27 protein-coding genes are annotated in these 21,906 nt (G+C 37.6%); all 27 read left to right on the top strand.

Annotated elements, in window-relative coordinates; all coding sequences use genetic code 11:
• Window positions 1-187: 187 nt before the first annotated feature.
• The 27 genes from xerC (at window position 188) to flhB (ending at window position 21,894) form a co-directional block, all read left to right on the top strand.
• Window positions 188-1,087, top strand: coding sequence for a tyrosine recombinase XerC (xerC, locus tag A2J09_RS01340; protein WP_012293255.1), 900 nt, complete (start codon window positions 188-190; stop codon window positions 1,085-1,087).
• Window positions 1,088-1,108: 21 nt separating this feature from the next.
• Window positions 1,109-1,654, top strand: a complete 546-nt coding sequence (hslV, locus tag A2J09_RS01345) for an ATP-dependent protease subunit HslV (protein ID WP_008181271.1) — start codon at window positions 1,109-1,111, stop codon at window positions 1,652-1,654.
• On the top strand, window positions 1,654-3,054 hold the full coding sequence (gene hslU, locus A2J09_RS01350) for an ATP-dependent protease ATPase subunit HslU (protein WP_012293256.1): 1,401 nt from the start codon (window positions 1,654-1,656) through the stop codon (window positions 3,052-3,054). The genes hslV and hslU overlap by 1 nt, the downstream gene beginning before the upstream one ends.
• A gap of 87 nt (window positions 3,055-3,141) precedes the next feature.
• Window positions 3,142-3,921, top strand: coding sequence for a GTP-sensing pleiotropic transcriptional regulator CodY (gene codY / locus A2J09_RS01355; protein ID WP_012293257.1), 780 nt, complete (start codon window positions 3,142-3,144; stop codon window positions 3,919-3,921).
• A 581-nt stretch (window positions 3,922-4,502) separates the two neighbouring features.
• On the top strand, window positions 4,503-4,895 hold the full coding sequence (gene flgB / locus A2J09_RS01360) for a flagellar basal body rod protein FlgB (RefSeq protein ID WP_012293258.1): 393 nt from the start codon (window positions 4,503-4,505) through the stop codon (window positions 4,893-4,895).
• 3 nt (window positions 4,896-4,898) lie between these two features.
• Window positions 4,899-5,360 (top strand): flagellar basal body rod protein FlgC, encoded by a 462-nt coding sequence (flgC, locus tag A2J09_RS01365; RefSeq protein ID WP_012293259.1) that lies wholly within the window; start codon window positions 4,899-4,901, stop codon window positions 5,358-5,360.
• Window positions 5,361-5,383: 23 nt separating this feature from the next.
• A complete protein-coding gene (fliE, locus tag A2J09_RS01370) occupies window positions 5,384-5,689 on the top strand; it encodes a flagellar hook-basal body complex protein FliE (protein WP_025113930.1) in 306 nt (101 codons plus the stop codon).
• Window positions 5,690-5,806: 117 nt separating this feature from the next.
• Window positions 5,807-7,402, top strand: coding sequence for a flagellar basal-body MS-ring/collar protein FliF (fliF, locus tag A2J09_RS01375; RefSeq protein WP_012293260.1), 1,596 nt, complete (start codon window positions 5,807-5,809; stop codon window positions 7,400-7,402).
• A 15-nt stretch (window positions 7,403-7,417) separates the two neighbouring features.
• Window positions 7,418-8,431: a flagellar motor switch protein FliG gene (gene fliG, locus A2J09_RS01380; RefSeq protein WP_008180783.1), complete on the top strand. Its 1,014-nt coding sequence runs from the start codon at window positions 7,418-7,420 to the stop codon at window positions 8,429-8,431.
• Window positions 8,424-9,215, top strand: coding sequence for a flagellar assembly protein FliH (gene fliH / locus A2J09_RS01385; protein ID WP_036160963.1), 792 nt, complete (start codon window positions 8,424-8,426; stop codon window positions 9,213-9,215). Before fliG ends, fliH begins: the two co-directional genes overlap by 8 nt.
• A gap of 5 nt (window positions 9,216-9,220) precedes the next feature.
• Entirely contained in the window at window positions 9,221-10,546 is a 1,326-nt protein-coding gene (gene fliI, locus A2J09_RS01390; protein ID WP_012293262.1) for a flagellar protein export ATPase FliI, read from the top strand.
• Entirely contained in the window at window positions 10,547-10,996 is a 450-nt protein-coding gene (fliJ, locus tag A2J09_RS01395) for a flagellar export protein FliJ (RefSeq protein ID WP_012293263.1), read from the top strand.
• Between the two features lie 4 nt (window positions 10,997-11,000).
• Window positions 11,001-11,609 (top strand): MotE family protein, encoded by a 609-nt coding sequence (locus tag A2J09_RS01400; RefSeq protein ID WP_012293264.1) that lies wholly within the window; start codon window positions 11,001-11,003, stop codon window positions 11,607-11,609.
• Between the two features lie 24 nt (window positions 11,610-11,633).
• The gene (locus tag A2J09_RS01405; protein ID WP_012293265.1) at window positions 11,634-12,896 is read left to right on the top strand and encodes a flagellar hook-length control protein FliK; all 1,263 of its coding nucleotides are present in this window, start codon (window positions 11,634-11,636) and stop codon (window positions 12,894-12,896) included.
• 3 nt (window positions 12,897-12,899) lie between these two features.
• Entirely contained in the window at window positions 12,900-13,586 is a 687-nt protein-coding gene (gene flgD, locus A2J09_RS01410) for a flagellar hook assembly protein FlgD (protein WP_012293266.1), read from the top strand.
• Between the two features lie 15 nt (window positions 13,587-13,601).
• Complete coding sequence (locus A2J09_RS01415) at window positions 13,602-13,970, top strand: TIGR02530 family flagellar biosynthesis protein (protein WP_012293267.1); 369 nt, start codon at window positions 13,602-13,604, stop codon at window positions 13,968-13,970.
• An 86-nt stretch (window positions 13,971-14,056) separates the two neighbouring features.
• On the top strand, window positions 14,057-15,025 hold the full coding sequence (gene flgG / locus A2J09_RS01420) for a flagellar basal body rod protein FlgG (protein ID WP_012293268.1): 969 nt from the start codon (window positions 14,057-14,059) through the stop codon (window positions 15,023-15,025).
• A gap of 104 nt (window positions 15,026-15,129) precedes the next feature.
• Complete coding sequence (locus tag A2J09_RS01425; protein ID WP_012293269.1) at window positions 15,130-15,351, top strand: flagellar FlbD family protein; 222 nt, start codon at window positions 15,130-15,132, stop codon at window positions 15,349-15,351.
• Window positions 15,341-15,769, top strand: a complete 429-nt coding sequence (gene fliL / locus A2J09_RS01430) for a flagellar basal body-associated protein FliL (RefSeq protein WP_008180761.1) — start codon at window positions 15,341-15,343, stop codon at window positions 15,767-15,769. The genes A2J09_RS01425 and fliL overlap by 11 nt, the downstream gene beginning before the upstream one ends.
• Before the next feature lie 31 nt (window positions 15,770-15,800).
• Window positions 15,801-16,796 carry a flagellar motor switch protein FliM gene (gene fliM, locus A2J09_RS01435; RefSeq protein ID WP_012293271.1) on the top strand — a complete coding sequence of 332 codons (996 nt, stop codon included), beginning with the start codon at window positions 15,801-15,803 and terminating at the stop codon, window positions 16,794-16,796.
• Window positions 16,789-18,012: a flagellar motor switch phosphatase FliY gene (fliY, locus tag A2J09_RS01440; RefSeq protein WP_012293272.1), complete on the top strand. Its 1,224-nt coding sequence runs from the start codon at window positions 16,789-16,791 to the stop codon at window positions 18,010-18,012. The genes fliM and fliY overlap by 8 nt, the downstream gene beginning before the upstream one ends.
• A gap of 21 nt (window positions 18,013-18,033) precedes the next feature.
• Window positions 18,034-18,396, top strand: coding sequence for a response regulator (locus A2J09_RS01445; RefSeq protein ID WP_008180756.1), 363 nt, complete (start codon window positions 18,034-18,036; stop codon window positions 18,394-18,396).
• A gap of 4 nt (window positions 18,397-18,400) precedes the next feature.
• Window positions 18,401-19,081, top strand: coding sequence for a flagellar biosynthetic protein FliO (locus A2J09_RS01450; protein WP_012293274.1), 681 nt, complete (start codon window positions 18,401-18,403; stop codon window positions 19,079-19,081).
• The gene (gene fliP / locus A2J09_RS01455; RefSeq protein WP_012293275.1) at window positions 19,078-19,743 is read left to right on the top strand and encodes a flagellar type III secretion system pore protein FliP; all 666 of its coding nucleotides are present in this window, start codon (window positions 19,078-19,080) and stop codon (window positions 19,741-19,743) included. The genes A2J09_RS01450 and fliP overlap by 4 nt, the downstream gene beginning before the upstream one ends.
• 13 nt (window positions 19,744-19,756) lie before the next feature.
• Window positions 19,757-20,026 (top strand): flagellar biosynthesis protein FliQ, encoded by a 270-nt coding sequence (gene fliQ, locus A2J09_RS01460; protein ID WP_012293276.1) that lies wholly within the window; start codon window positions 19,757-19,759, stop codon window positions 20,024-20,026.
• Between the two features lie 4 nt (window positions 20,027-20,030).
• Window positions 20,031-20,804, top strand: a complete 774-nt coding sequence (gene fliR / locus A2J09_RS01465; protein WP_012293277.1) for a flagellar biosynthetic protein FliR — start codon at window positions 20,031-20,033, stop codon at window positions 20,802-20,804.
• Window position 20,805: 1 nt separating this feature from the next.
• Complete coding sequence (gene flhB, locus A2J09_RS01470; RefSeq protein ID WP_012293278.1) at window positions 20,806-21,894, top strand: flagellar biosynthesis protein FlhB; 1,089 nt, start codon at window positions 20,806-20,808, stop codon at window positions 21,892-21,894.
• Window positions 21,895-21,906 lie beyond the last annotated feature (12 nt).

The raw sequence follows: 21,906 nt of genomic DNA on the forward strand, positions 1-21,906 counted from the left end.
TTTCTCAAAATATAACTAATTACACTTGCTATCTTACAAAGATAGGTATAGTGTCAATATGTATGTTTATTAATGATGGAATACGATACAAACTTGTAAGAGATGACAAAGAATTATTTATCCGTTATATTACAAGTGTCAGTCATTTGAGAAAATTATTAATAAATTATTGGTGGTGAATCTTTCTATGTTAGTTTCGTCCCAAGATGCACTCGAACAGTTCATGCTTTACATCCAAGTTGAAAAGAACTTCTCTGTTCATACAGTGCGAGAATATGAATCAGACCTGCTGGATTTTTTGGCCTTCTTACAAAGGGAAGGAATTAATGATTTAGCGAGTGTTGAATATATACATGCACGTCTTTATGTAACAAAGTTGTACGACGAAAAAAGAGCAAGGGCTTCTATTTCTAGAAAAATATCCTCAATACGCTCCTTCTTCCGCTTTCTAAATAGACAGTATGGATTTGATGATGGGGCATTTCGTTCTCTTTATCATCCTAAAAAAGAATCTCGTTTACCAAATTTCTTCTATGAAGAAGAATTGATGCAGTTATTTGATGCGAATACCGGGGATGATTTGAAATCGTTGAGAAATATGGCTATATTAGAGCTGTTATATGCGACAGGGATTCGTGTAAGTGAGCTGACTTCCATTCAAGTTAAGGATGTAGATTTTCATTATTCCATCATACGAGTTATGGGAAAAGGTCGAAAAGAACGAATTATCCCATTTGGTCAATTTGCAAGTTTAGCAATGCTGGACTACATAGAGCAGGCTCGTCCTAGATTGATGAAAAAGACTAATCATCAGCAATTGTTTGTCAATATGCGAGGTGGGGAACTTACTCCTCGAGGGGTACGTCATGTTTTAAACGAAATGATTGACAAGGCCTCGCTCCATACGAAAATTTACCCACACATGCTTCGCCATACTTTTGCCACACATTTATTAAACAATGGCGCGGATTTGCGAACGGTGCAGGAGTTATTGGGCCACTCGCATTTATCTTCTACACAAGTTTACACACATGTAACAAAAGAGCACCTACGTCAAACATATATGAATGCTCATCCAAGGGCATAATAGAGTTAAGGAGGAAAGCAGATGGGACAAATTCATGCGACTACGATATTTGCAGTTCATCATAACGGAGGCTGTGCCATGGCTGGTGATGGTCAAGTTACATTAGGAAATGCAGTTGTGATGAAGGGTACAGCGAAGAAGGTCAGACGTCTGTTTAATGGGCAGGTTCTGGCAGGATTTGCGGGCTCTGTTGCAGATGCATTTACACTATTTGAGATGTTCGAAGGCAAATTGAATGAATATAACGGTAATTTACAACGTGCTGCAGTAGAGGTTGCCAAACAATGGCGCGGAGATAAAATGCTACGTCAACTAGAAGCGATGCTATTGGTCATGGATAAAACAACACTACTACTTGTTTCTGGTACTGGTGAGGTCATTGAACCCGATGATGGAATTTTGGCCATTGGTTCAGGTGGAAATTATGCTTTATCAGCGGGTAGAGCATTGAAAAAATATGCAGGTGAAACGATGACTGCTCGTGAAATTGCTGAAGCAGCATTAGAAACTGCTGCTGAGATCTGTGTATTTACGAATCATAATATTATCGTGGAGGCGCTGAGCTAATGACGCAAAAAAATTTAACGCCAAGACAAATTACTGAGCATTTAGATCGTTATATTGTTGGGCAAAATGAAGCTAAGCGAGCTGTAGCTATTGCGTTGCGCAACCGTTATCGTCGTTCGCTGTTAAATGAGGATATGAAGGCAGAGGTTATTCCAAAAAATATTTTGATGATTGGGCCAACTGGTGTCGGAAAAACGGAAATTGCCAGAAGAATTGCGAAGCTTACAAATGCTCCTTTTGTAAAAGTGGAAGCGACAAAATTTACTGAAGTAGGTTATGTAGGTCGCGATGTTGAATCAATGGTACGTGACTTAGTAGAAGCTTCTCACCGTCTTGTAAAAGAAGAAATGATGGAATCAGTTAAGGAACAAGCCGAGCAATTAGCAAATGAAGCTATTGTGAAACTTTTAGTCCCATCATTGCGAAAGAAACAGAGCATGCAAAATCCATTCGAAATGTTATTTGGAGGGAAAGAACAAACTTCTACGGACGATACGTCGTCTGATGAGACGGAAGTACGCTCTAAACGTGCACAAATTGCTATTGATTTACGAAATGGCAAATTGGAAAATGAATGGGTTACGGTAGAGGTAACAGAACAAACTCCATCCATTTTTGATGCATTACAAGGCACGGGAATGGATATGTCTGCTAACAATGGAATGCAAGATATGCTATCTAGCTTAATGCCTAAAAAACAGAAAAAACGCCGTGTGCAGGTAAAGGATGCGCGTCGTATTTTAACAATAGAAGAAGCAAATAAGTTGATAGACGCAGATGAAGTGGCACAGGAGTCAATTGTTAGAGCGGAGCAAACTGGTATTATTTTTATTGATGAAATCGATAAAATAGCTAGTAAAGAAGGGAATTCTTCTGCAAATGTATCTCGTGAGGGTGTACAACGAGATATTTTACCAATAGTAGAAGGTTCAACTGTAACAACGAAGTACGGGGCTGTGAAAACTGATTACATGCTATTTATAGCTGCTGGTGCGTTCCATATGTCAAAGCCTTCAGATTTGATTCCGGAATTGCAAGGACGTTTCCCAATTCGTGTAGAGCTTGAAAAATTAACAAAACAAGATTTTGTCCGTATTTTACAAGAGCCTGACCAATCGCTCATTCTGCAGTATAAGGCATTGCTAGAAACAGAAGGTGTGGAAATCAATTTCACATCTGATGCCATTGAACGTATTGCGGAAATAGCAACAGAGGTTAATCAGGAAACAGATAATATCGGAGCCCGTCGTTTGCACACGATTTTAGAACGATTACTAGAAGAGCTGTCGTTTGAAGCAGCTGAAATTGCACCAGCGAGTATACCGATCAATGCAGCCTATGTAGATCAAAAACTCGCAGGTATCGTAAAAAACAAAGATTTGTCACAGTTTATATTGTAAGATAAAGCTGTTCAGTATCATTCAGTAGTAAAAACCTTTAGAATATTAAGTGAATACTCTTCGGATTATTTATAGGAGGAACATATAATGAATTTATTAGAAAAAACACGTAAAATTAACTCGATGCTTCAAGCTTCTGCTGGTAAGCCTGTAAACTTTAAAGAAATGGCTGACACACTAGGAGATATTATTGATAGTAATGTCTATATTTTAAGTCGTAAAGGTAAATTATTAGGGATTTCAATTCACCAACAAATTGAAAATGAGCGTATGAAAAAAATGTTCGAAGAGAGACAATTCCCAGAAGAATACACACATAGCTTGTTTACAATTTCAGAAACATCCTCTAATTTAGATATCCATAACGAACATACTGCTTTCCCTGTGGAAAACAAAGATCTTTTCCAAAACGCATTAACAACAATTGTACCAATTGTTGGTGGTGGGGAACGTTTAGGAACATTAATCCTTGCTCGTTTATCTTCTCAATTTGAAGATGATGATTTAATCCTAGCAGAATATGGTGCAACAGTAGTTGGTATGGAGATTTTACGTGAAAAATCTGAAGAAATTGAAGAGGAAGCTCGTAGCAAAGCGGTCGTACAAATGGCCATTAATTCACTTTCGTACAGTGAATTAGAAGCTATTGAGCATATTTTTGAAGAGCTTGATGGTAACGAAGGTTTACTTGTAGCTTCTAAAATTGCAGACCGAGTTGGCATTACACGCTCAGTGATCGTCAATGCATTACGTAAACTTGAATCAGCAGGTGTTATTGAGTCTCGCTCTCTAGGTATGAAAGGAACTTATATTAAAGTGTTAAATGACAAGTTCTTAAATGCATTAGCTGAAATTAAAATGAAATAATACTTCTTGAAGAAGATAATGAAGGCGTCTAGGTAAAACTAGGCGCCTTTTCTTGTGCACTACACTGAAAATTTATCCGTACATTAGCTTGTTATTTTTTGTATAAATACAAGTTTGGAGAATATTGATATTTTTTGTTTCTTTTATCCTAAAGTCGTTCATAAAATTGTCACTACAATTAGCATACAAAAATGAAATATGTGATACTTTAGAATAATGGTAAATAAACTGTTGGTTATTTATATTAGAATATTCAGGTATTTGTCGAACTAGTAAAATGGGACCTTAAATTAATTTCATTTTAAAAGGCGATAAAGCTCATAAAAAGGCAAATTTAATACTAAAATCGTAAACACTGTCGAAATAGTGTAAAATAACTAGATGTTAACCAACCTTTTGTAAAGCCTACAGCTACAAGGGATGCGGAAGTATTGTCCCGGTTGTGGCGATAAAAAAAATAGGGCGTATATACTATTAAAAAGTGACAAAAGACAATAGACACTAGGTAGCATCTTAATTACAATTGTATTATTGAATATATTAACAAGTACATAGAATTTAATAAAATGAGGTGAACAGTTTTGAATTTATTTGGAGGAACTATTAGTAGCTTGGAAAATGGACTTTCCTATGCAACTTTGAATCATAAAACAATCGCAAACAATATTGCGAATGTCGATACACCTAATTATAAGGCGAAAAATGTTAGTTTTAAGGAAATGTTGGCGGAACAAAAGGGTATCGCTATTTCTGCCTATCGAACTGACAATAGACATTATGATTTCACAATTCGACAATCTACACCTGGTGTCAATAATATAGAAAACCTACGATACCGAAATAATGGCAACGCAGTAGATATGGATGCTGAACAAGCGAAATTAGCAGAGAATCAAATTTACTACAATGCTTTAATTGATCGTGTAAACGGGAAATTAAACACATTAAACACAGTTATTAAAGGAGGTAAGTAATAGATGTCTATTTTCCATGGGATGAATACCACTGCCTCAGCTTTAACTGCCCAACGATTACGTATGGATGTTATCTCTTCTAATATGGCTAACATGGATACAACTCGAGCTCGTCAAGTTAATGGAGAGTGGGAGCCATATCGACGAAAGTCAGTAACGTTTACAGCACAAGAAGGACAATTTTCAAAGTTTATGAATGTGGCACTTGGGAAAGACGCCAAAAGCGGTGTTGGTAATGGTGTGAAAGTAACTCGTATTTCAGAAGACCGAGAAACACCTTTCAAACTTGTTTATGATCCAACTCATCCAGATGCAAATGCAGATGGTTATGTCAATTTGCCGAATGTCGACCCATTAAAAGAAATGGTAGATTTAATGTCAGCTACTCGTTCCTACGAGGCAAACGTAACAGTATTTAACGCAAATAAATCTATGCTTACAAAGGCATTAGAGATTGGTAAATAAATAAGAAGAAAGGAAGATACATAATGACTATTTCGTCCGTTTCGCTAATGACACCTACTCAGGTTGTAAATGAAACAAATAAACTTAATACGACACCTTATGAAGCTCAACAAAGCTTCGCGAACTCGTTAAAAGAGGCAATAGCCAAAGTTAATGACCAGCAAATCACATCCGATAATTTTACTCAAAAGCTAATTAAAGGTGAAAATGTGGAATTGCATGAGGTAATGATTGCTTCACAAAAGGCGAGCATTACATTAAACGCAACAATTGAAGTTCGCAATAAGGTGATTGAAGCTTACCAAGAAATAATGCGAATGAGCGTTTAATCTGTTATTGAGGGGGAGACCCCTCTCAATATAGATTAATGACTACCTAAATGGTGGGCTCATAAATTTCGCAATTTATTGATGGCTAGGTTATTCACTATAACCGGAGGATTCATAATGAATGAACGATTGACGAAAATAAAAAACGACACCAGTCAATTTTGGAAAAGTCGAAGTAAAAAGCAAAAAATAGTTATGATTGGCTCCTTGGTAGGCGTCATTGCCCTTGCGGCAATTGTAACGTTTTTCGCTTCAAAAACTACATATGTTCCACTTTACAAAGATTTATCAACAAGAGAAATTGGACAAGTAAAAGAAGCACTGGATTCACAAGGTGTAACATATCAAATTGCGCCAGGCGGAACATCTATTTTAGTGCCTGAGGAGCAAGTTGACTCTTTATTAGTGCAATTAGCATCAGAAGGATATCCACAAACGGGTACGATTGATTACTCATTTGCAAACAGTTCAGGGTTTGGTATGACAGATAATGAATTTAATCTATTAAAAAAAGCTGCTACTGAAACTGAAATCGCTAAGCTTTTTAGAAACCTTGAAGGTGTTAAAGATGCAAAGGTTATGATTACTGTTCCTGAAGAAGGAGTCTTCGTAACAGATGTGAAAGAGGATGCAACTGCATCTATCGTATTAAATACAGATCCAGGATATAAATTTACAGAGCAGCAAATTACAACTATGTATAATTTGGTGTCAAAAAGTATTCCGAATTTAAAAACTGAAAACATCGTAATCTCAAACCAATTCTCTGAGTACTTTGACTTAAATGCAGCCACAACAGATGGAGCATCAACAACAACTGCTGAAGGTCAATTGCAAATGAAAAAGTTGGTTGAACGTGATTTACAACGTCAAGTACAAAATATGCTTGGTACGTTGATGGGACAAGATAAAGTAATGGTTTCTGTCACTACGGATATTGACTTCAAGAAAGAAAATCGTGAAGAAAATCTTGTGACACCTGTTGATGAAGAAAACATGGAAGGTATCGCCATTAGTGCTCAAAGAATTACTGAGCAATATTCTGGAACAGGGGCGGGAGCAGCTACTGGAACACCTGAAGCTGAAACAACTACTGATAACTTTACTACTTATAATGAAGGTACATCGGGTAACGGTGATTATGAACGTACAGAAGAGACGATTAATAATGATGTGAACCGTATACGTAAAGATATCCAAGAAGCTCCTTATAAGGTGCAAGATATTGGGATTCAAGTAATTGTTGAACCACCAACAGCAACAGATGCAGCGTCATTACCAGATGGCGTCCGTGAAGATATTGAGAAAATTTTAAGTACGATTGTACGTACAACCATTTCAAAAGACGTGGCAGCTGAGCTTACTCAAGAGCAAATTGATGAGAAAGTAGCGGTATCTGTTCAGCCTCTATATGGTAAGGCCACACAAGTTGCTGATGAGAAACCAATAATTCCTTGGTGGGTTTGGGTTATTGGCGGTATCCTGTTAGCTGTTATTTTATTGTTAGCATTCTTCATTATCCGCTCTCGTAAACGTGCGCAGGAAGAAGAAGAGCTAAGTATCCTAGAAGAACAAGAAGATTTAATGATTGACGATATTAATGAAGAAATTGAAACGGAAGCTACAATGCGTCGTAAGCAGCTAGAAAAAATGGCAAAAGATAAGCCAGACGATTTTGCGAAGTTACTGCGTAGTTGGATTGCTGAAGACTAACTAGGAGGTTCGGCTGTGTCCAAGAAAGATAAGGAATTAACAGGAAAACAAAAGGCCGCTCTCTTGTTAATTTCATTAGGGCCTGAAGTTTCAGCTTCAGTCTATAAACATTTAACAGAGGAAGAAATTGAACGTTTAACATTAGAAATTTCAAGTGTTAAAAAAGTAGAATCAAACGTTAAGGAAGAGATTATAGAAGAATTCCACAATATTGCCCTAGCTCAAGACTATATCACGCAAGGTGGTATTGGTTATGCGAAAACAGTATTAGAAAAAGCACTTGGTGTTGAACAAGCTCAGACCATTATTAATCGTCTGACATCATCATTACAAGTGAGACCGTTTGATTTTGCACGGAGAGCTGATCCAGCACAAATATTTAACTTTATTCAAAATGAACATCCACAAACGATTGCCCTGATTCTTTCATATTTAGAAGCGGGGCAAGCGGGAGTGATTTTATCTTCGTTACCACAGGAAGTACAGGCTGACATTGCAAAACGTATCGCTGTTATGGAATCGACTTCACCAGAGGTCATTAGTGAAATAGAATCGGTGTTAGAGCGTAAATTATCATCTACAGTTACTCAGGACTACACTGAAACCGGTGGTATTGATGCAGTTGTTGAAGTTCTTAATGGTGTTGATCGACAAACTGAGAAAACAATCCTTGATGCGCTTGAAATCCAAGATCCAGAGCTTGCAGAAGAAATCAAAAAACGCATGTTTGTATTCGAAGATATCGTTACGCTCGACAATCGTTCCATTCAACGTGTTATTCGTGATTGTGAAAACGAAGACTTACTCCTTTCAATGAAAGTATCAAGCGAAGAGGTAAAAGATATTATTTTCCGCAATATGTCTCAACGTATGGCTGAAACATTTAAAGAAGAAATGGAAATTATGGGACCTGTACGTTTACGTGACGTAGAGGAGGCACAATCTCGAATTGTTGCTGTTATTCGTCGCCTAGAAGATGCTGGTGAGATTATTATTGCACGTGGTGGAGGAGATGACGTCATTGTCTAGAATCATCCGTTCAATTTACACTCAATCCGATAGCGATAATGTAAAAGAGATACAAATCCGGGATATGTTTGAAGTGCTTGATTTAGAAGACGGTGAAGATGGTTCATCCCAACATCAATTATCAATAGAAGAAATAATGGCTGAGCGAGATCGTTTACTTGCAGAAGCAAGAGCTTCCTTACAAGTCGAACGTGAAGCGTTTGAGCAAGAAAAGCAAATGCATTTTCAAGAGATTGAGCATTTGAAGCTAAGTTGGGAAGAAGAAAGACCGAATCGAGTTCAAGAAGCCTATGACGAAGGATTTGGCCAAGGCTATGAAGACGGTGTGAACAAATCTACTGAAGCAATGGCCGAGTCCCTTCAAACTGCGAATGAAGTGATTAATCAGGCAAAAGAAAATGCTAGAAAATATATTGATGATCAAGAAGCAGTGATTTTAGAGCTTGGCTTAACGACAGCTGAACGAATAATTGGCGCGTCATTAGAACGTGATCCAGATCTGTTTGTGTCAATTGTCCGTAGAGGGCTAAAAGAAGCAAGAGAAATGAAAGAAATTAAAATTTATGTGTCACCAGCCTATCACGCTTTAATTACTGCTAATCGCGATGAATTAGCTGAAATGTTCCCGGTTGATGTACCATTTATGATTTTTGTTAATGAAGATTTGAACAATGAAACGGATTGCTATATCGAAACAAATCATGGTCGTATAGTAGTGAGCGTCGATGAGCAATTGAACGAACTAAGATTAAAGCTTCATGAAATATTAGAAAGTAAGGAATGATCTAGATGAAGACGGCTCAATTAATCGAACATATTCCTCATATGCCAACATTTAAAAAATTTGGTAGAGTCACTAGAGTTGTCGGCTTGATGATTGAGTCGCAAGGTCCAGATAGTTCCATAGGTGATGTTTGTAAAATTCATGTGGAAACTGTAAACAATGGTCACCAAATCATTTTAGCTGAAGTTGTGGGCTTTAAAGATGAAATTGTTGTTTTAATGCCTTTCACTTCTTTAAGAGAAATATCTATTGGTTGTCTTGTTGAAGGGACGGGGGCTCCACTAGAAGTAAAAGTGGGCCCAGAGCTAATAGGGAAAGTGTTAGATTCTATGGGTAATCCTATTGATGGCACCTTGCTACCAAAAGGGCTAATGACGGTTCCGACAGAGCAAGATCCACCAAATCCACTGACACGTCCACCTATTAACGAAAGACTTGAAGTGGGCGTAAAGGCTATTGATGGTATGCTGACAGTTGGTAATGGGCAACGTGTCGGGATTTTCGCTGGTTCAGGGGTCGGAAAAAGTACACTTCTTGGAATGATTGCGAGGAATACACAAGCAGATTTGAATGTAATTGCTCTGATCGGAGAACGTGGACGTGAGGTCCGTGAATTTATTGAACGTGATTTAGGCCCCGAAGGTCTAAGTCGGTCCATAGTTGTGGCTGCTACTTCTGACCAACCGGCATTGATGAGGATAAAAGGGGCGTTTACTGCAACAGCAATCGCCGAGTATTTTAGAAATCGTGGTTTAAATGTCATGTTGATGATGGACTCTGTAACACGTGTTGCCATGGCTCAGCGTGAAATTGGCCTTGCCACAGGAGAGCCGCCGGCACAGAAGGGATATACCCCATCTGTATTTGCGATATTACCTAAATTACTAGAACGTACAGGTACTAATGAAAAGGGTTCTATCACTGCATTTTATACGGTCTTAGTAGATGGTGATGATATGAATGAACCAATCGCTGATACGGTGCGAGGGATATTAGATGGTCATATTGTGCTTGATCGAAATCTAGCAAATAAAGGGCAATACCCTGCAATAAACGTCTTAAAAAGTGTTAGTCGTTTGATGAATCATGTGGCAGCGCCAGAGCATAAAAAAGCTGCTGAACGATTAAGAGAACTCTATTATACATACGACAAATCTGAGGATTTGATCAATATTGGCGCTTATAAACGTGGGACGTCTAGAGAAATTGATGAAGCTATTCATTATGAACCGCTTATAACTACTTATCTCAAACAGGGTTATTTGGACAAAGTGACTTTGGAAGAAAGTGTGAATGAGCTACTATCCTTATCGAACGGTGGTGTAAACTAGATGGTCAGTTATGTATATCGTTTTGAAAAAGTACTAACAATTCGTGAGCAAGAAAAAAACGAAACTGAAATGGCCTATAAAGAATCTGTCCGTTCTTTTGAGGAAGTAGCTACTAAGCTATATGACTTGCTTAAAAAGAAGGAAGATTTAATTGCCTTCCAGCAGGATCGCTTAACTGTTGGTTCATCTATTGATGAAATTCATCACTATGCACGTTTTATTGATAGTCTTGAAAAGACAATTGCAGATGTACAGCAGAAAGTGATACAAGCTCGTGCAAAGATGAATTGGCACGAAGATAAATTATTAGAAAAAAACTTGGAAGTACGTAAATTTGAAAAAATGAAAGAAAAGGATTTTAAGCTTTTCCAACAAGAGCAGGATCGTATAGAAAGCCTTTTTTTAGATGAAATTTCATTGCTAACGTATAACAAGAGAGAAATCAGGTGATTTCATGGTGAAAAAAGACAATCGATTGACAGCAGAATTAGTAGAACAGCCACCTAAGAAAAAAGCTGGAGGCTTTCTAAAGTTTTTTACTTGGATCGTACTGCCACTTATGTTTGTAGTAGCTGTTTTACTTGTTGTGGCTACGTTAATGAATACAAATGTTTTTGACTTAGGAAAAAAGGCAATTGGCAATTTACCTTTTGTTCCTTCAGAAGAACAGCAAGCAAAAGATGCTGTCGTAAACAATGATTCGAAAATAGTTAATTTACAGGCAGAGATTCAAGAAAAAGAAGCAGAAATTACACAACTACAAAAAAAGTTGGATACAACAACATCTGAAAAAGAGAAGCTCACGATTGAAAAAGAGCAACTTCAATTTGAAATTGAAAAATTAAATCGACAACAAGATGATGTGAAGCGGGATTTCAATGATATATTATCGACGTTCGATAAAATGTCTCCTAAATCTGCAGCACCGGTATTAATTAATATGAGCGATGCAGAAGCACTGCGCATTTTAACCAATTTAAAACCTGATAAACTAGCAGCAATTTTAGAGAAAATGGACGCTAAGGATGCAGCGAAATATACGGAGCTCATGGCTAAACAGTAGAAATAACGAAAGGAGGTGAAAAGAGTGGATATAGCAATGATGAAAATGATAACACAATCAGCCCCTACTAAAAATGCGGCAACAAAACCGTCAACAGTTAGTAGCTCTGATGGAAAGATTAATGGAACATCGAAACAGGATAATTTATCAAAATTCGGCTCTGTTTTTGGACAAGTCCTATCTTCCTCAACCCAACCAAATCAATCTTCACAAGCTACTTCAAACAATGAACTGGCTGATTTACAGCAGGTTTTAAACGCTGATTCATTGGAAGAGGTACTAGATTTATTAGGAGTCTCACACGATGATGGATTATTAATACTTCAGCTTGAAGAAGAAGGTAAAGCAGTGTCTATGGACGAAATGCTTGAATTAAACAATATACTAAACGCATTAGGTATTGATGATGAGCAGCTCCAAAAAATAGTTCAGCAGCTATTAGGAGAAGAAAAAGAAGCTAGTGACGTTTGGGAGCTATTATCATTAGTAGATGCTCAGGCGCCAATTCTACAATCGCTGATAGGTACTGCACTACAAGGAGAAGGTCAAGTAACACCAAAAGAGGCAACGCAAATTCTTCAAGTGTTAAAGCTAGTACAATTAGTAGGACAAAAGTCGGACTTAACAGCTCCGCAAGAAAATTTGTTAACAACCGTTAAAAGTCTTTTAACGACGTTACAAACGCAAGTCGAAACGATACAAGTAACAACAACAACCAAATCAACAGGCACATTTTCATTACAAGGCTTCCAGCAAGTCCAAATGACCAAGCAAAGTGAGACAAATTCTCATGAAATGGTGACACCGCAAACGGTACAAACCAAACCAGATACGTTCCAGGTAACTTTACCTACTGCTAAGCCTGCACAGTCAGAGGCTTTATTAAAAGAAATGCAAGCCATTATCAATAGAGCCCAAATTTCCAATGCACAAGGGATCACACGATTAACAATCAAATTGTATCCAGAAAATTTAGGTACAATTCGTATAGAGCTTGTGCAAAATGATGGTGTATTGACAGCTCGTCTACTAGCTTCTACAGCCCATGGACGTGAAATGCTTGATAGTCAAGCACATCAGCTAAAACAGGCATTTGTTCAGCAGAACATTCAAGTGGATCGTCTGGATATTGCACAATCATTACAGGATGCAGATCGCCAGCAACGTGATCAAAACTTCTTTAATAATTTCTTTAGACAACAACAGGACGAAGAACAGCAGCAAAAAACTGAGGATGATGATGAAGAGAAATCCTTTAGTGACTATTTATTAAACGAGGAGGTGTAATGGATGGCGGATTCAACGTCTAAAGTAAAGAATGCATCCATAACGGACGATCTTTACTATTCGAATTATAAAAAACCAACCAAACAAACAGGGAATAGTGAACTTGGCAAAGATGCCTTTCTTCAACTGTTAATTACCCAATTACAGCATCAGGATCCAACAAATCCAATGAATGACCGAGAATTCATTTCACAAATGGCGCAGTTTTCTTCTTTAGAACAAATGCAGAACATGACAAAGGCAGTAGAATCTTTATTAGCATCACAGCAACAAACACAAATGATGAATTATGCTACCTTTGTTGGTAAAGAAGTCAAATGGCATGAGATTTCAGATAAAACAGATGAAAAAGGAGAGCCAATCGTAAATGAAGGCTCAGGTGTAATTGAATCCTTGAAATTTGTAGATGGCAGTGTTGTCTTCAAATTAGCAGATGGGAAAGAAATAACGCCTGGTAATATTTCTGGAATCCTTGGCTCTGGAACAAGTCCAGATGGGAATAATCCTGTGCCAGAATCTCCACTTGTTCAGGCTAGTAAATTGATAGGTAAAAAAGTGACATATCAAGATGGTGAGCAGGAATTACAAGGGAGAATCGTTTCTGTTTCCAATAAAGATGGCGTCATTTACTACCTATTAGATAATGATAAAAAACTAACTGATAAAGATTTTACAGTTATAAGCGAATAAAGGTGGGGAAAAGTGATGGATAAATTTTCAATTCATCGTGTACCCTTGCATCCATCTGTTCGTGCAAATCAACCTACACCCATTCATTCACAGCAATCCTTTAAAGCCCATTTACAGGAAGCTTCAAAGCAAGAGCTGAAGGTGAGCAAACATGCGCATGAACGTATCACGGAGCGTAAAATTGACATCTCTGAACAAGAATGGCAGGTTGTCTCGGATAAGGTATTTGAAGCTCACTCAAAAGGTGTTAAACAGCCATTAGTCTTGATGGATCAAGCAGCTTTAATTGTCAGTGCTAAAAACGCTACTGTCATTACAGCAATGGATCGCACGGAAGCAAAGCAACAGTTATTTACAAATATTGATGGCACGATCGTGCTTTAAAGGCTGGACCTTCTTATGAAAGGAAGCCTTCGTGATGCTGATTGATAGAAGCACACAAATAAAAATTGAAGGGAGAACGAAAACTTATGTTACGTTCTATGTATTCAGGTATTTCAGGTCTTAAAAACTTCCAAACAAAGCTGGATGTTATTGGTAATAACATTGCGAATGTTAATACTGTTGGCTTTAAAAAAGGGCGTGTACTTTTTAAAGATTTAATGTCTCAAACACAAGCCGGTGCATCTGCCGCAACAGCAACACGAGGTGGTGTGAACCCACAACAAGTTGGTTTAGGTTCACAATTAGCAGCTATTGACACAATACATGGTGGCGGCTCTTTACAAGGTACTGGGCGTGGGCTGGACTTAGGGATTGAAGGAGATGGCTTCTTCATGGTTGCTGATGCAAATGGAGCTCCAGACCCAGATAGTGGATTCATCGGTGAAGAAGGATTCAACAATACCCTATTTACTCGTAATGGTGTTTTCTATATGGATAGCAATGGCTATTTAGTTAATGCTGACGGTAAATATTTAGTAGGTGTTTCTGCTGGGGAAGACATTGTTATGGAAGCTGATGACGATGGTATTAATCCAGATGATGCACCAATTGCTTCAGGAGATGAAGGTGCCAACTTATTTGATGATGATGGTGTCCTAGACCCTGAAGATGGAGAGGTAGGACCAATCCGTATTCCAACGACTGCTAAAGAGATTAGCATCGGAGCTAATGGTACGATCGAATATGTGGATCTAAATGGTAATCGCAAATGGGCTGGGCAGCTGATTATGGCTAAATTCCCTAACGCTGGTGGTCTTGCTAAGGTTGGTGGAAACTATTATCAACAAACGGCAAACTCTGGTGCTGCATATGCACAAGTAGCCACTGTTGCAGGGATGGGTAAAGTAGTACCTGGAACAGTTGAGATGTCCAATGTAGACTTATCGGAAGAATTTACAGAGATGATTGTAGCTCAACGTGGTTTCCAAGCGAATACTCGTATTATTACAACATCTGATGAAGTGTTACAAGAGCTTGTAAACTTAAAACGTTAATGATTGATTAGAAGTCCTTTAATTCATAATGGACGTTTTAATAAACATATTTTCATATGAGGGAGGGTCGGGCCGGCTCTCATGCTAGACCCGGCCCTAATTCAATGATTGAACTAACACGTCTTAATGGCAAAGCATTTACATTAAATGCTTTATACATAGAAACAGTCGAATCATTTCCAGATACGACCATTACTTTAACAACTGGAACAAAATTTATTGTTTTAGAGAGTGAAGATGAGGTGCGACAAAAGGTAACTGCCTTTTATAACAATATACAAATACTATCCAACCCGCATCTACGAGGTGAAAAAGATGAAGAATAATAAAATGTTAACAATGATTATTATTTTGCTAGTAGCAGTCATACTGATCGGGGTTATCTTGTTTGTATTGCTTACACAATTTAATAAACCGACAGGAGCTATTGAACCAACCATTGATGAAATTGTTGAGGCAACCGTGGAGATTCCAGAAATCACGACGAATCTTGCAGATAAAAGAGTAGTGCGCTTGTCATTAAAAGTTCAAACGACAAGCAAAGATGCTGCTGCAGAATTAACAAAGCGTGTTTTCCAAGTGCAAAACATTGCCATTCAAGAGCTTTCTGAAATGGAGCAAAAAGATTTAGAAGGTAAGCAAGGAAAGCAAATTTTCCAAAAATCATTAAAAACTAGAGTAAATGAATTGATGCAAGAGGGAGAAGTCCAGGAAGTATATTTTACCTCCTTCATCACTCAATAAAACAGAAACTGCTTGAAATGGAGGTGGGCAAATGGCAGGAGATGTGTTATCTCAATCCGAGATAGATGCGCTGCTTTCCGCTATATCAACTGGGGAAATGTCAGCAGATGACATAAAAAAGGAGGATGAGGGACGTAAGGTTAAAGTTTATGACTTTAAACGTGCGCTCCGCTTCTCAAAAGATCAAATCCGAAGTTTGACCCGAATACACGAAAATTTTGCACGACTATTGACAACCTTCTTCTCTGCACAGCTTAGAAGCTATGTGCAAATTACGGTTGCTTCAGTAGACCAAATACCATTTGAAGAGTTCGTCCGTTCGATTCCGAATATGACACTCATAAATGTATTTGAAGTGCCACCATTAGATGGTAATATATTGATGGAAATAAATCCGAACATTGCCTATTCCATGCTTGATCGTATAATGGGTGGTAGTGGGGCGAGTCATAGTAATGTGGATAATCTAACTGAAATTGAAACAAAAATTATGACAAACCTTTTTGAACGCTCATTCGACAATTTACGCGAGGCTTGGGAAAATGTTGCGGAAATAGATCCGATTTTAGTGGAGCTTGAAGTGAATCCACAATTTTTACAAATGATCTCACCAAATGAAACAGTAGTTGTCATTTCGTTAAATACGATTATTGGTGAAACAAGCGGTATGATAAATATTTGTATTCCGCATGTTGTATTGGAGCCGATTGTTCCAAATCTTTCTGTTCGCTATTGGATGCAAACAAATACGAAAGAAATGTCTCCAGAGCAAACAAAAATGCTTGAAACACGCGTAAAACAAGCAAAATTACCTCTTTCAGTTGAATTAGGGCTAACGGATATCACGATAGAGGATTTCCTTACAATGCAAATTGGTGATGTTATACAGTTAGAGCAAAAAATTAATGACCCACTTCTATTGAAGGTAGGGACATTACCAAAATTCACTGTTCAACCAGGTAAGCAAGGCAAAAAATTAGCAATCCAGATTATCGACCCTTTGAAAGGAGGAGACGAAGATGAGTGATGAAATGCTCTCCCAAGAAGAAATTGAAGCGTTATTAAGGGGCGAGACGTTGGAAGATAAAAACAGCGGCACTGAAGCTTCTTCAATTGATGAAACAAATGATTTACGAGTAGAGGATTACCTTGATTCGTTTGCACAAGATGCATTAGGTGAGGTAGGCAATATTTCTTTCGGTAGTTCTGCCACAGCACTATCGGCGTTATTAGGACAAAAAGTAGATATTACTACCCCAAGTATATCAATGATTAATCGAAATAAATTAGAAGAGGAGTTTCCACATCCTTATGTAGCTGTACAAGTGGAATATACGATTGGCTTAACAGGTATGAATTTACTTGTTATTAAACAATCTGATGCAGCTATTATTGCAGACCTAATGTTAGGTGGCGATGGATTAAATCCGAAACCTGACTTAGGAGAAATTCAGTTAAGTGCTGTTCAAGAGGCAATGAATCAAATGATGGGCTCTGCGGCTACATCTATGTCAACAGTATTCAACAAAAAAGTAGATATTTCGCCACCAACAATTGACTTAATGAATATTTCTCAAAATGAAGGTCGAGAAAATATCCCTGAAGATGATTTGCTAGTTAAAGTATCCTTTAGATTAAAAATTGGTAATTTAATTGATTCGAATTTAATGCAATTATTACCGCTAAAATTTAGTCAAAACATCGTAAAATCTCTATTAGGAGAAACTGAGTCTATTGAAGAACCTGTGGCTGCAACGATAGCACCTGAGGCACCGCCAATTACAGCACCACCTGTTCAAACACAAGCGCCTGTTATGCCACCGCCTGCACAGCCTGTTTATCAGCAGCCGGAAGCAACTATGCAACAACCTGTTTATCAGGAGCCACAGCAGTTTGCTCAACCAGCGAGAGCTGCACAGCCAGTGAATGTTCAACAAGCACAATTTGCTAGCTTCGATTCAAATGTAATCTCTCAATCTGAAGCTAGAAATTTAAATATGCTACTTGATATTCCATTGCAAGTTACTGTAGAGTTAGGACGTACGAAACGTTCTGTTAAAGAGATTTTAGAACTATCCAGTGGTTCGATTATTGAGTTAGATAAATTAGCAGGGGAGCCTGTTGATATTTTAGTGAATAGTCGTTTAATCGCTAAAGGTGAAGTCGTTGTTATTGATGAAAACTTTGGTGTACGTATTACAGATGTTTTAAGTCAAGCAGAGCGTTTAAATAATTTAAGATAGTTTCAATTGGAGGAGTTAACCATGTCTAAAAGAATTTTGATTGTAGACGACGCTGCATTTATGCGTATGATGATCAAGGATATTTTGTCGAAAAATGGATTTGAGGTTGTTGGAGAGGCGGCAGATGGATTACAAGCTGTTGAAAAGTACAACGAATTGAAGCCAGATTTAGTAACAATGGATATCACAATGCCAGAAATGGATGGTATTGCGGCTCTTAAAGCAATTAAGGGATCAGATCCAAGTGCAACTGTAATCATGTGTTCTGCAATGGGACAACAAGCAATGGTAATCGATGCAATTCAAGCTGGTGCGAAAGACTTTATTGTTAAGCCTTTCCAAGCAGACCGAGTAATTGAAGCGATCCAAAAAGCGCTAGGATGATTGCATGAAAATGTTAAAATCATTTCGTTTAACGATGATTTTTGCATTTCTTGTATCCTTCCTGTTTTTGTACCCGACACCAACTTCTGTTTATGCAGACTCTGATACGAATAGTGTGACAGATTGCATTAAAGACCCAGAAGCTTGTTATGGAGATACGACTGATCCAGCTGCTAAACAAGAACCGAGTGTATCAGCAGCTGGAGATATATCTGCATGGGAATACATAAAAATGGTTTTAGCGCTTATTTTTGTTGTAGCTTTGTTTTATGGTTTAATGAAGTTTTTAAATAAACGTAATTTAAACTTTCAACGTAATCAAATGATACAAAATTTAGGCGGTTTATCGTTAGGTGCGCAAAAATCAGTACAGCTTTTACAAGTAGGTAAAACCATGTATTTAGTGGGGGTCGGTGAAGACGTTCAGCTATTACGTGAAATTACTGATCCTGAAGAAATAGAAGCACTGTTAGCACTATATAACGAAAGGCAAGAACTTGCAGCAACATCACCTTATATTGCAGAAGTATTTTCTAAGTTTAAGAAAAAAGATAGAGAGAATTTGCAAAATGAACAAAAGCAAGAGACATTTGGCAAGCTCTTTGAAAAAAAGATATCCGAAATTAAACAGGAGCGCAGTGAAGAGATTGAGAGATGGAAGCAAAAGGAGAAGGATGATAAATGAATGATTTAATCAATATTTTTTCCAATAGCGATCCAACCAACGTCTCAACATCTGTTAAGCTCTTACTACTACTAACTGTTTTATCACTGGCACCAAGTATTTTAATTTTAATGACATCCTTTGCTCGTATTGTCATCGTTTTATCCTTTGTGCGTACGGCACTGGCTACACAACAAATGCCACCTAATCAGGTGATTGTTGGTTTAGCCTTATTTTTAACGTTCTTCATTATGGCGCCAACCTTTCAAGAGGTCAATAAAGAGGCTTTGCAACCACTATTTTCTGAAGAAATTGGTTTAGAGGAAGCTTATGATCGGGCAAGCTTGCCATTTAAAGAATTTATGAGTAAGCATACTAGACAAAAGGATCTAGACTTGTTTTTATCGTACAATCAAGCAGAAAAACCAGCATCAGTGGAAGAAATCCCACTGACAATGCTTGTGCCAGCATTTGCTTTAAGTGAAATTAAAACAGCATTTCAAATAGGTTTTATGATTTTTATTCCATTCCTAGTGATCGATATGATTGTTGCGAGTACATTAATGTCGATGGGGATGATGATGTTACCGCCAGTAATGATTTCATTGCCGTTCAAAATCTTATTGTTTGTTCTGGTCGATGGCTGGTATCTCGTCATGAAATCGCTACTACAAAGTTTTTAGGGGATGATACAGTATGACAGGTGAATTGGTTATTTCCGTTGCAGAACGTGCCATTATGATTATCCTTCTAACAAGCGGTCCATTACTATTAGTAGCTTTAATCACTGGTTTGGCTGTAAGTATTTTTCAAGCTACGACTTCGATTCAAGAGCAAACATTAGCTTTTGTACCGAAAATTGTCGCCGTCTTAGTGGCCATCGTGTTCTTTGGCCCATGGATGCTATCTCAAGTTACTAGCTATGCGAGAGACATTTTTGAGAATTTAACACGTTATATAGGGTGAGTCCATGAATGAATTAATTCCGCATTTAACGGTTTTCTTATTGGTGCTTGTGCGTGTTTCAGCATTTTTTGTTACGGTTCCTTTTTTTTCCTATAGAACCATACCACCACAAGTCAAAATTACTCTCGCATTGGTTTTAGCTTGGATGATGTATTACACAATTGATGTTGAGCCATTTGCATTCAATGATGATTACATATTATTAGTGATGAAAGAAGCACTTGTTGGCCTGTTACTCGGTCTAGTAGGTTATATTATTATGTCTGCCATTCAAATTGCAGGGAGCTTTATTGATTTTCAAATGGGTTTTGCCATTGCCAATATTATTGATCCGCAAACAGGTGCTCAAAGTCCATTAATAGGACAGTTCTTTAATATGCTAGCATTCCTTTTATTATTAGCCATTAATGGCCATCATATGATTCTTGATGGAATTTACTATAGTTATCAATTTTTACCTATGGATCAATTCCCTAGTTTTACAAATGATAGCTTTCCGCAATTTATCATCACAACATTTACAGCCGTTTTTGCCATTGCATTTCAGATGGCTGCACCTGTTGTGGCTACCCTATTTTTAGTCGATTTAGCTTTAGGAATAACTGCGAAAACAGTACCACAATTAAATATATTTGTTGTTGGTTTTCCTATTAAAATAGGGGTTAGTTTTTTAGTGTTATTTACAATGATGGCTGTAATGATTCAAGTTATTCAAAAGTTAATCACTATTATGATTTACGGCATGCGTGATTTAATGGCCATTTTAGGTGGTGGATAACATGAAACTACTACTCAATTTAGATATCCAGTTTTTTTCAGGAGAAAAAACTGAAAAGGCGACGCCAAAGAAACGCCAAGATGCTCGAAAAAAGGGACAAGTTGTTAAGAGTCAAGATGTAACAAGTGCCATCGTCATGCTGATGGTCTTTATCTTCTTATTTTTCTTTGCAGGTTCTTTACGGGATGAGCTATTAGCGTTTTTTAGACAAACCTTTATCCATAACATACGCATCGAAACACTGACTATTGACAGTGTGATGCACTTATTTATAGACACATTAATTCAAATGGCTTTCATTATTGTACCGATTATGGCAATAGCTGTTGTTGGAGCACTTGCAGGTAACTTTTTGCAATTTGGCTTTTTATTTACTTTGGAGCCAATGAAATTTGATCTGAAAAAGATGGACCCTATAAAAGGGTTGAAAAGAATATTTTCGGTAAAGGCAATCGTAGAGTTGCTGAAATCTGTATTAAAGATTGGCTTTATCGGTAGTGTAACGACAATTATTATCTGGACAAACCTGCCAGAGGTTTTAGCTTTATCCTTTAAAAGTCCATGGATAACGCTCATTACAGTCGGAAAACTTGTCGGCATTATGGGCATAGCGGCATCATTAGTTTTACTTTGTGTATCCATTTTGGATTGGCTGTATCAAAAATTTGATTATGAAAAAAATCTTAAAATGTCTAAGCAAGATATTAAAGATGAATATAAAAATAGTGAGGGTGACCCGCTGATTAAATCGAAAATCAAACAACGTCAGCGCGAAATGGCGATGCGTCGGATGATGTCAGAGATTCCAAGTGCAGATGTGGTTATTACTAACCCTACTCACTATGCGATTGCCCTCAAATATGACGAGGAAAGCATGGATGCACCTCGGGTAATTGCAAAGGGTACAGACTTTATCGCTCAAAAAATAAAGCTGATTGCCAAAGAGCATGACGTCATTATGGTGGAAAATCGGCCTTTAGCTCGCGCCATGTATGATCAAGTTGAAATTGGTGATCCCGTACCAGAAGAATTTTTCAAGGCAGTAGCAGAAATACTCGCTTATGTTTACCGTATTAAACGTAAAATTTAAAGCTTTTTAGTA

It is taken from the genome of Lysinibacillus sphaericus, assembly GCF_001629735.1.
GTDB classification, from domain to species: Bacteria; Bacillota; Bacilli; order Bacillales_A; family Planococcaceae; genus Lysinibacillus; species Lysinibacillus pinottii.

Excerpts from the sequence above, each read along its gene's own strand:
- fliI (WP_012293262.1), top strand. The coding sequence starts at position 9,221 with ATGAAGACGGCTCAATTAATCGAACATATTCCTCATATGCCAACATTT.
- fliL (WP_008180761.1), top strand. The coding sequence starts at position 15,341 with ATGAAGAATAATAAAATGTTAACAATGATTATTATTTTGCTAGTAGCA.
- A2J09_RS01400 (WP_012293264.1), top strand. The coding sequence starts at position 11,001 with ATGGTGAAAAAAGACAATCGATTGACAGCAGAATTAGTAGAACAGCCA.
- codY (WP_012293257.1), top strand. The coding sequence starts at position 3,142 with ATGAATTTATTAGAAAAAACACGTAAAATTAACTCGATGCTTCAAGCT.
- fliM (WP_012293271.1), top strand. The coding sequence starts at position 15,801 with ATGGCAGGAGATGTGTTATCTCAATCCGAGATAGATGCGCTGCTTTCC.
- fliR (WP_012293277.1), top strand. The coding sequence starts at position 20,031 with ATGAATGAATTAATTCCGCATTTAACGGTTTTCTTATTGGTGCTTGTG.
- fliQ (WP_012293276.1), top strand. The coding sequence starts at position 19,757 with ATGACAGGTGAATTGGTTATTTCCGTTGCAGAACGTGCCATTATGATT.
- flhB (WP_012293278.1), top strand. The coding sequence starts at position 20,806 with ATGAAACTACTACTCAATTTAGATATCCAGTTTTTTTCAGGAGAAAAA.
- hslV (WP_008181271.1), top strand. The coding sequence starts at position 1,109 with ATGGGACAAATTCATGCGACTACGATATTTGCAGTTCATCATAACGGA.
- A2J09_RS01445 (WP_008180756.1), top strand. The coding sequence starts at position 18,034 with ATGTCTAAAAGAATTTTGATTGTAGACGACGCTGCATTTATGCGTATG.
- fliE (WP_025113930.1), top strand. The coding sequence starts at position 5,384 with ATGACTATTTCGTCCGTTTCGCTAATGACACCTACTCAGGTTGTAAAT.
- A2J09_RS01415 (WP_012293267.1), top strand. The coding sequence starts at position 13,602 with ATGGATAAATTTTCAATTCATCGTGTACCCTTGCATCCATCTGTTCGT.
- flgC (WP_012293259.1), top strand. The coding sequence starts at position 4,899 with ATGTCTATTTTCCATGGGATGAATACCACTGCCTCAGCTTTAACTGCC.
- A2J09_RS01450 (WP_012293274.1), top strand. The coding sequence starts at position 18,401 with ATGAAAATGTTAAAATCATTTCGTTTAACGATGATTTTTGCATTTCTT.
- flgG (WP_012293268.1), top strand. The coding sequence starts at position 14,057 with ATGTTACGTTCTATGTATTCAGGTATTTCAGGTCTTAAAAACTTCCAA.
- fliY (WP_012293272.1), top strand. The coding sequence starts at position 16,789 with ATGAGTGATGAAATGCTCTCCCAAGAAGAAATTGAAGCGTTATTAAGG.
- hslU (WP_012293256.1), top strand. The coding sequence starts at position 1,654 with ATGACGCAAAAAAATTTAACGCCAAGACAAATTACTGAGCATTTAGAT.
- A2J09_RS01425 (WP_012293269.1), top strand. The coding sequence starts at position 15,130 with ATGATTGAACTAACACGTCTTAATGGCAAAGCATTTACATTAAATGCT.
- fliF (WP_012293260.1), top strand. The coding sequence starts at position 5,807 with ATGAATGAACGATTGACGAAAATAAAAAACGACACCAGTCAATTTTGG.
- fliJ (WP_012293263.1), top strand. The coding sequence starts at position 10,547 with ATGGTCAGTTATGTATATCGTTTTGAAAAAGTACTAACAATTCGTGAG.
- fliP (WP_012293275.1), top strand. The coding sequence starts at position 19,078 with ATGAATGATTTAATCAATATTTTTTCCAATAGCGATCCAACCAACGTC.
- flgD (WP_012293266.1), top strand. The coding sequence starts at position 12,900 with ATGGCGGATTCAACGTCTAAAGTAAAGAATGCATCCATAACGGACGAT.
- xerC (WP_012293255.1), top strand. The coding sequence starts at position 188 with ATGTTAGTTTCGTCCCAAGATGCACTCGAACAGTTCATGCTTTACATC.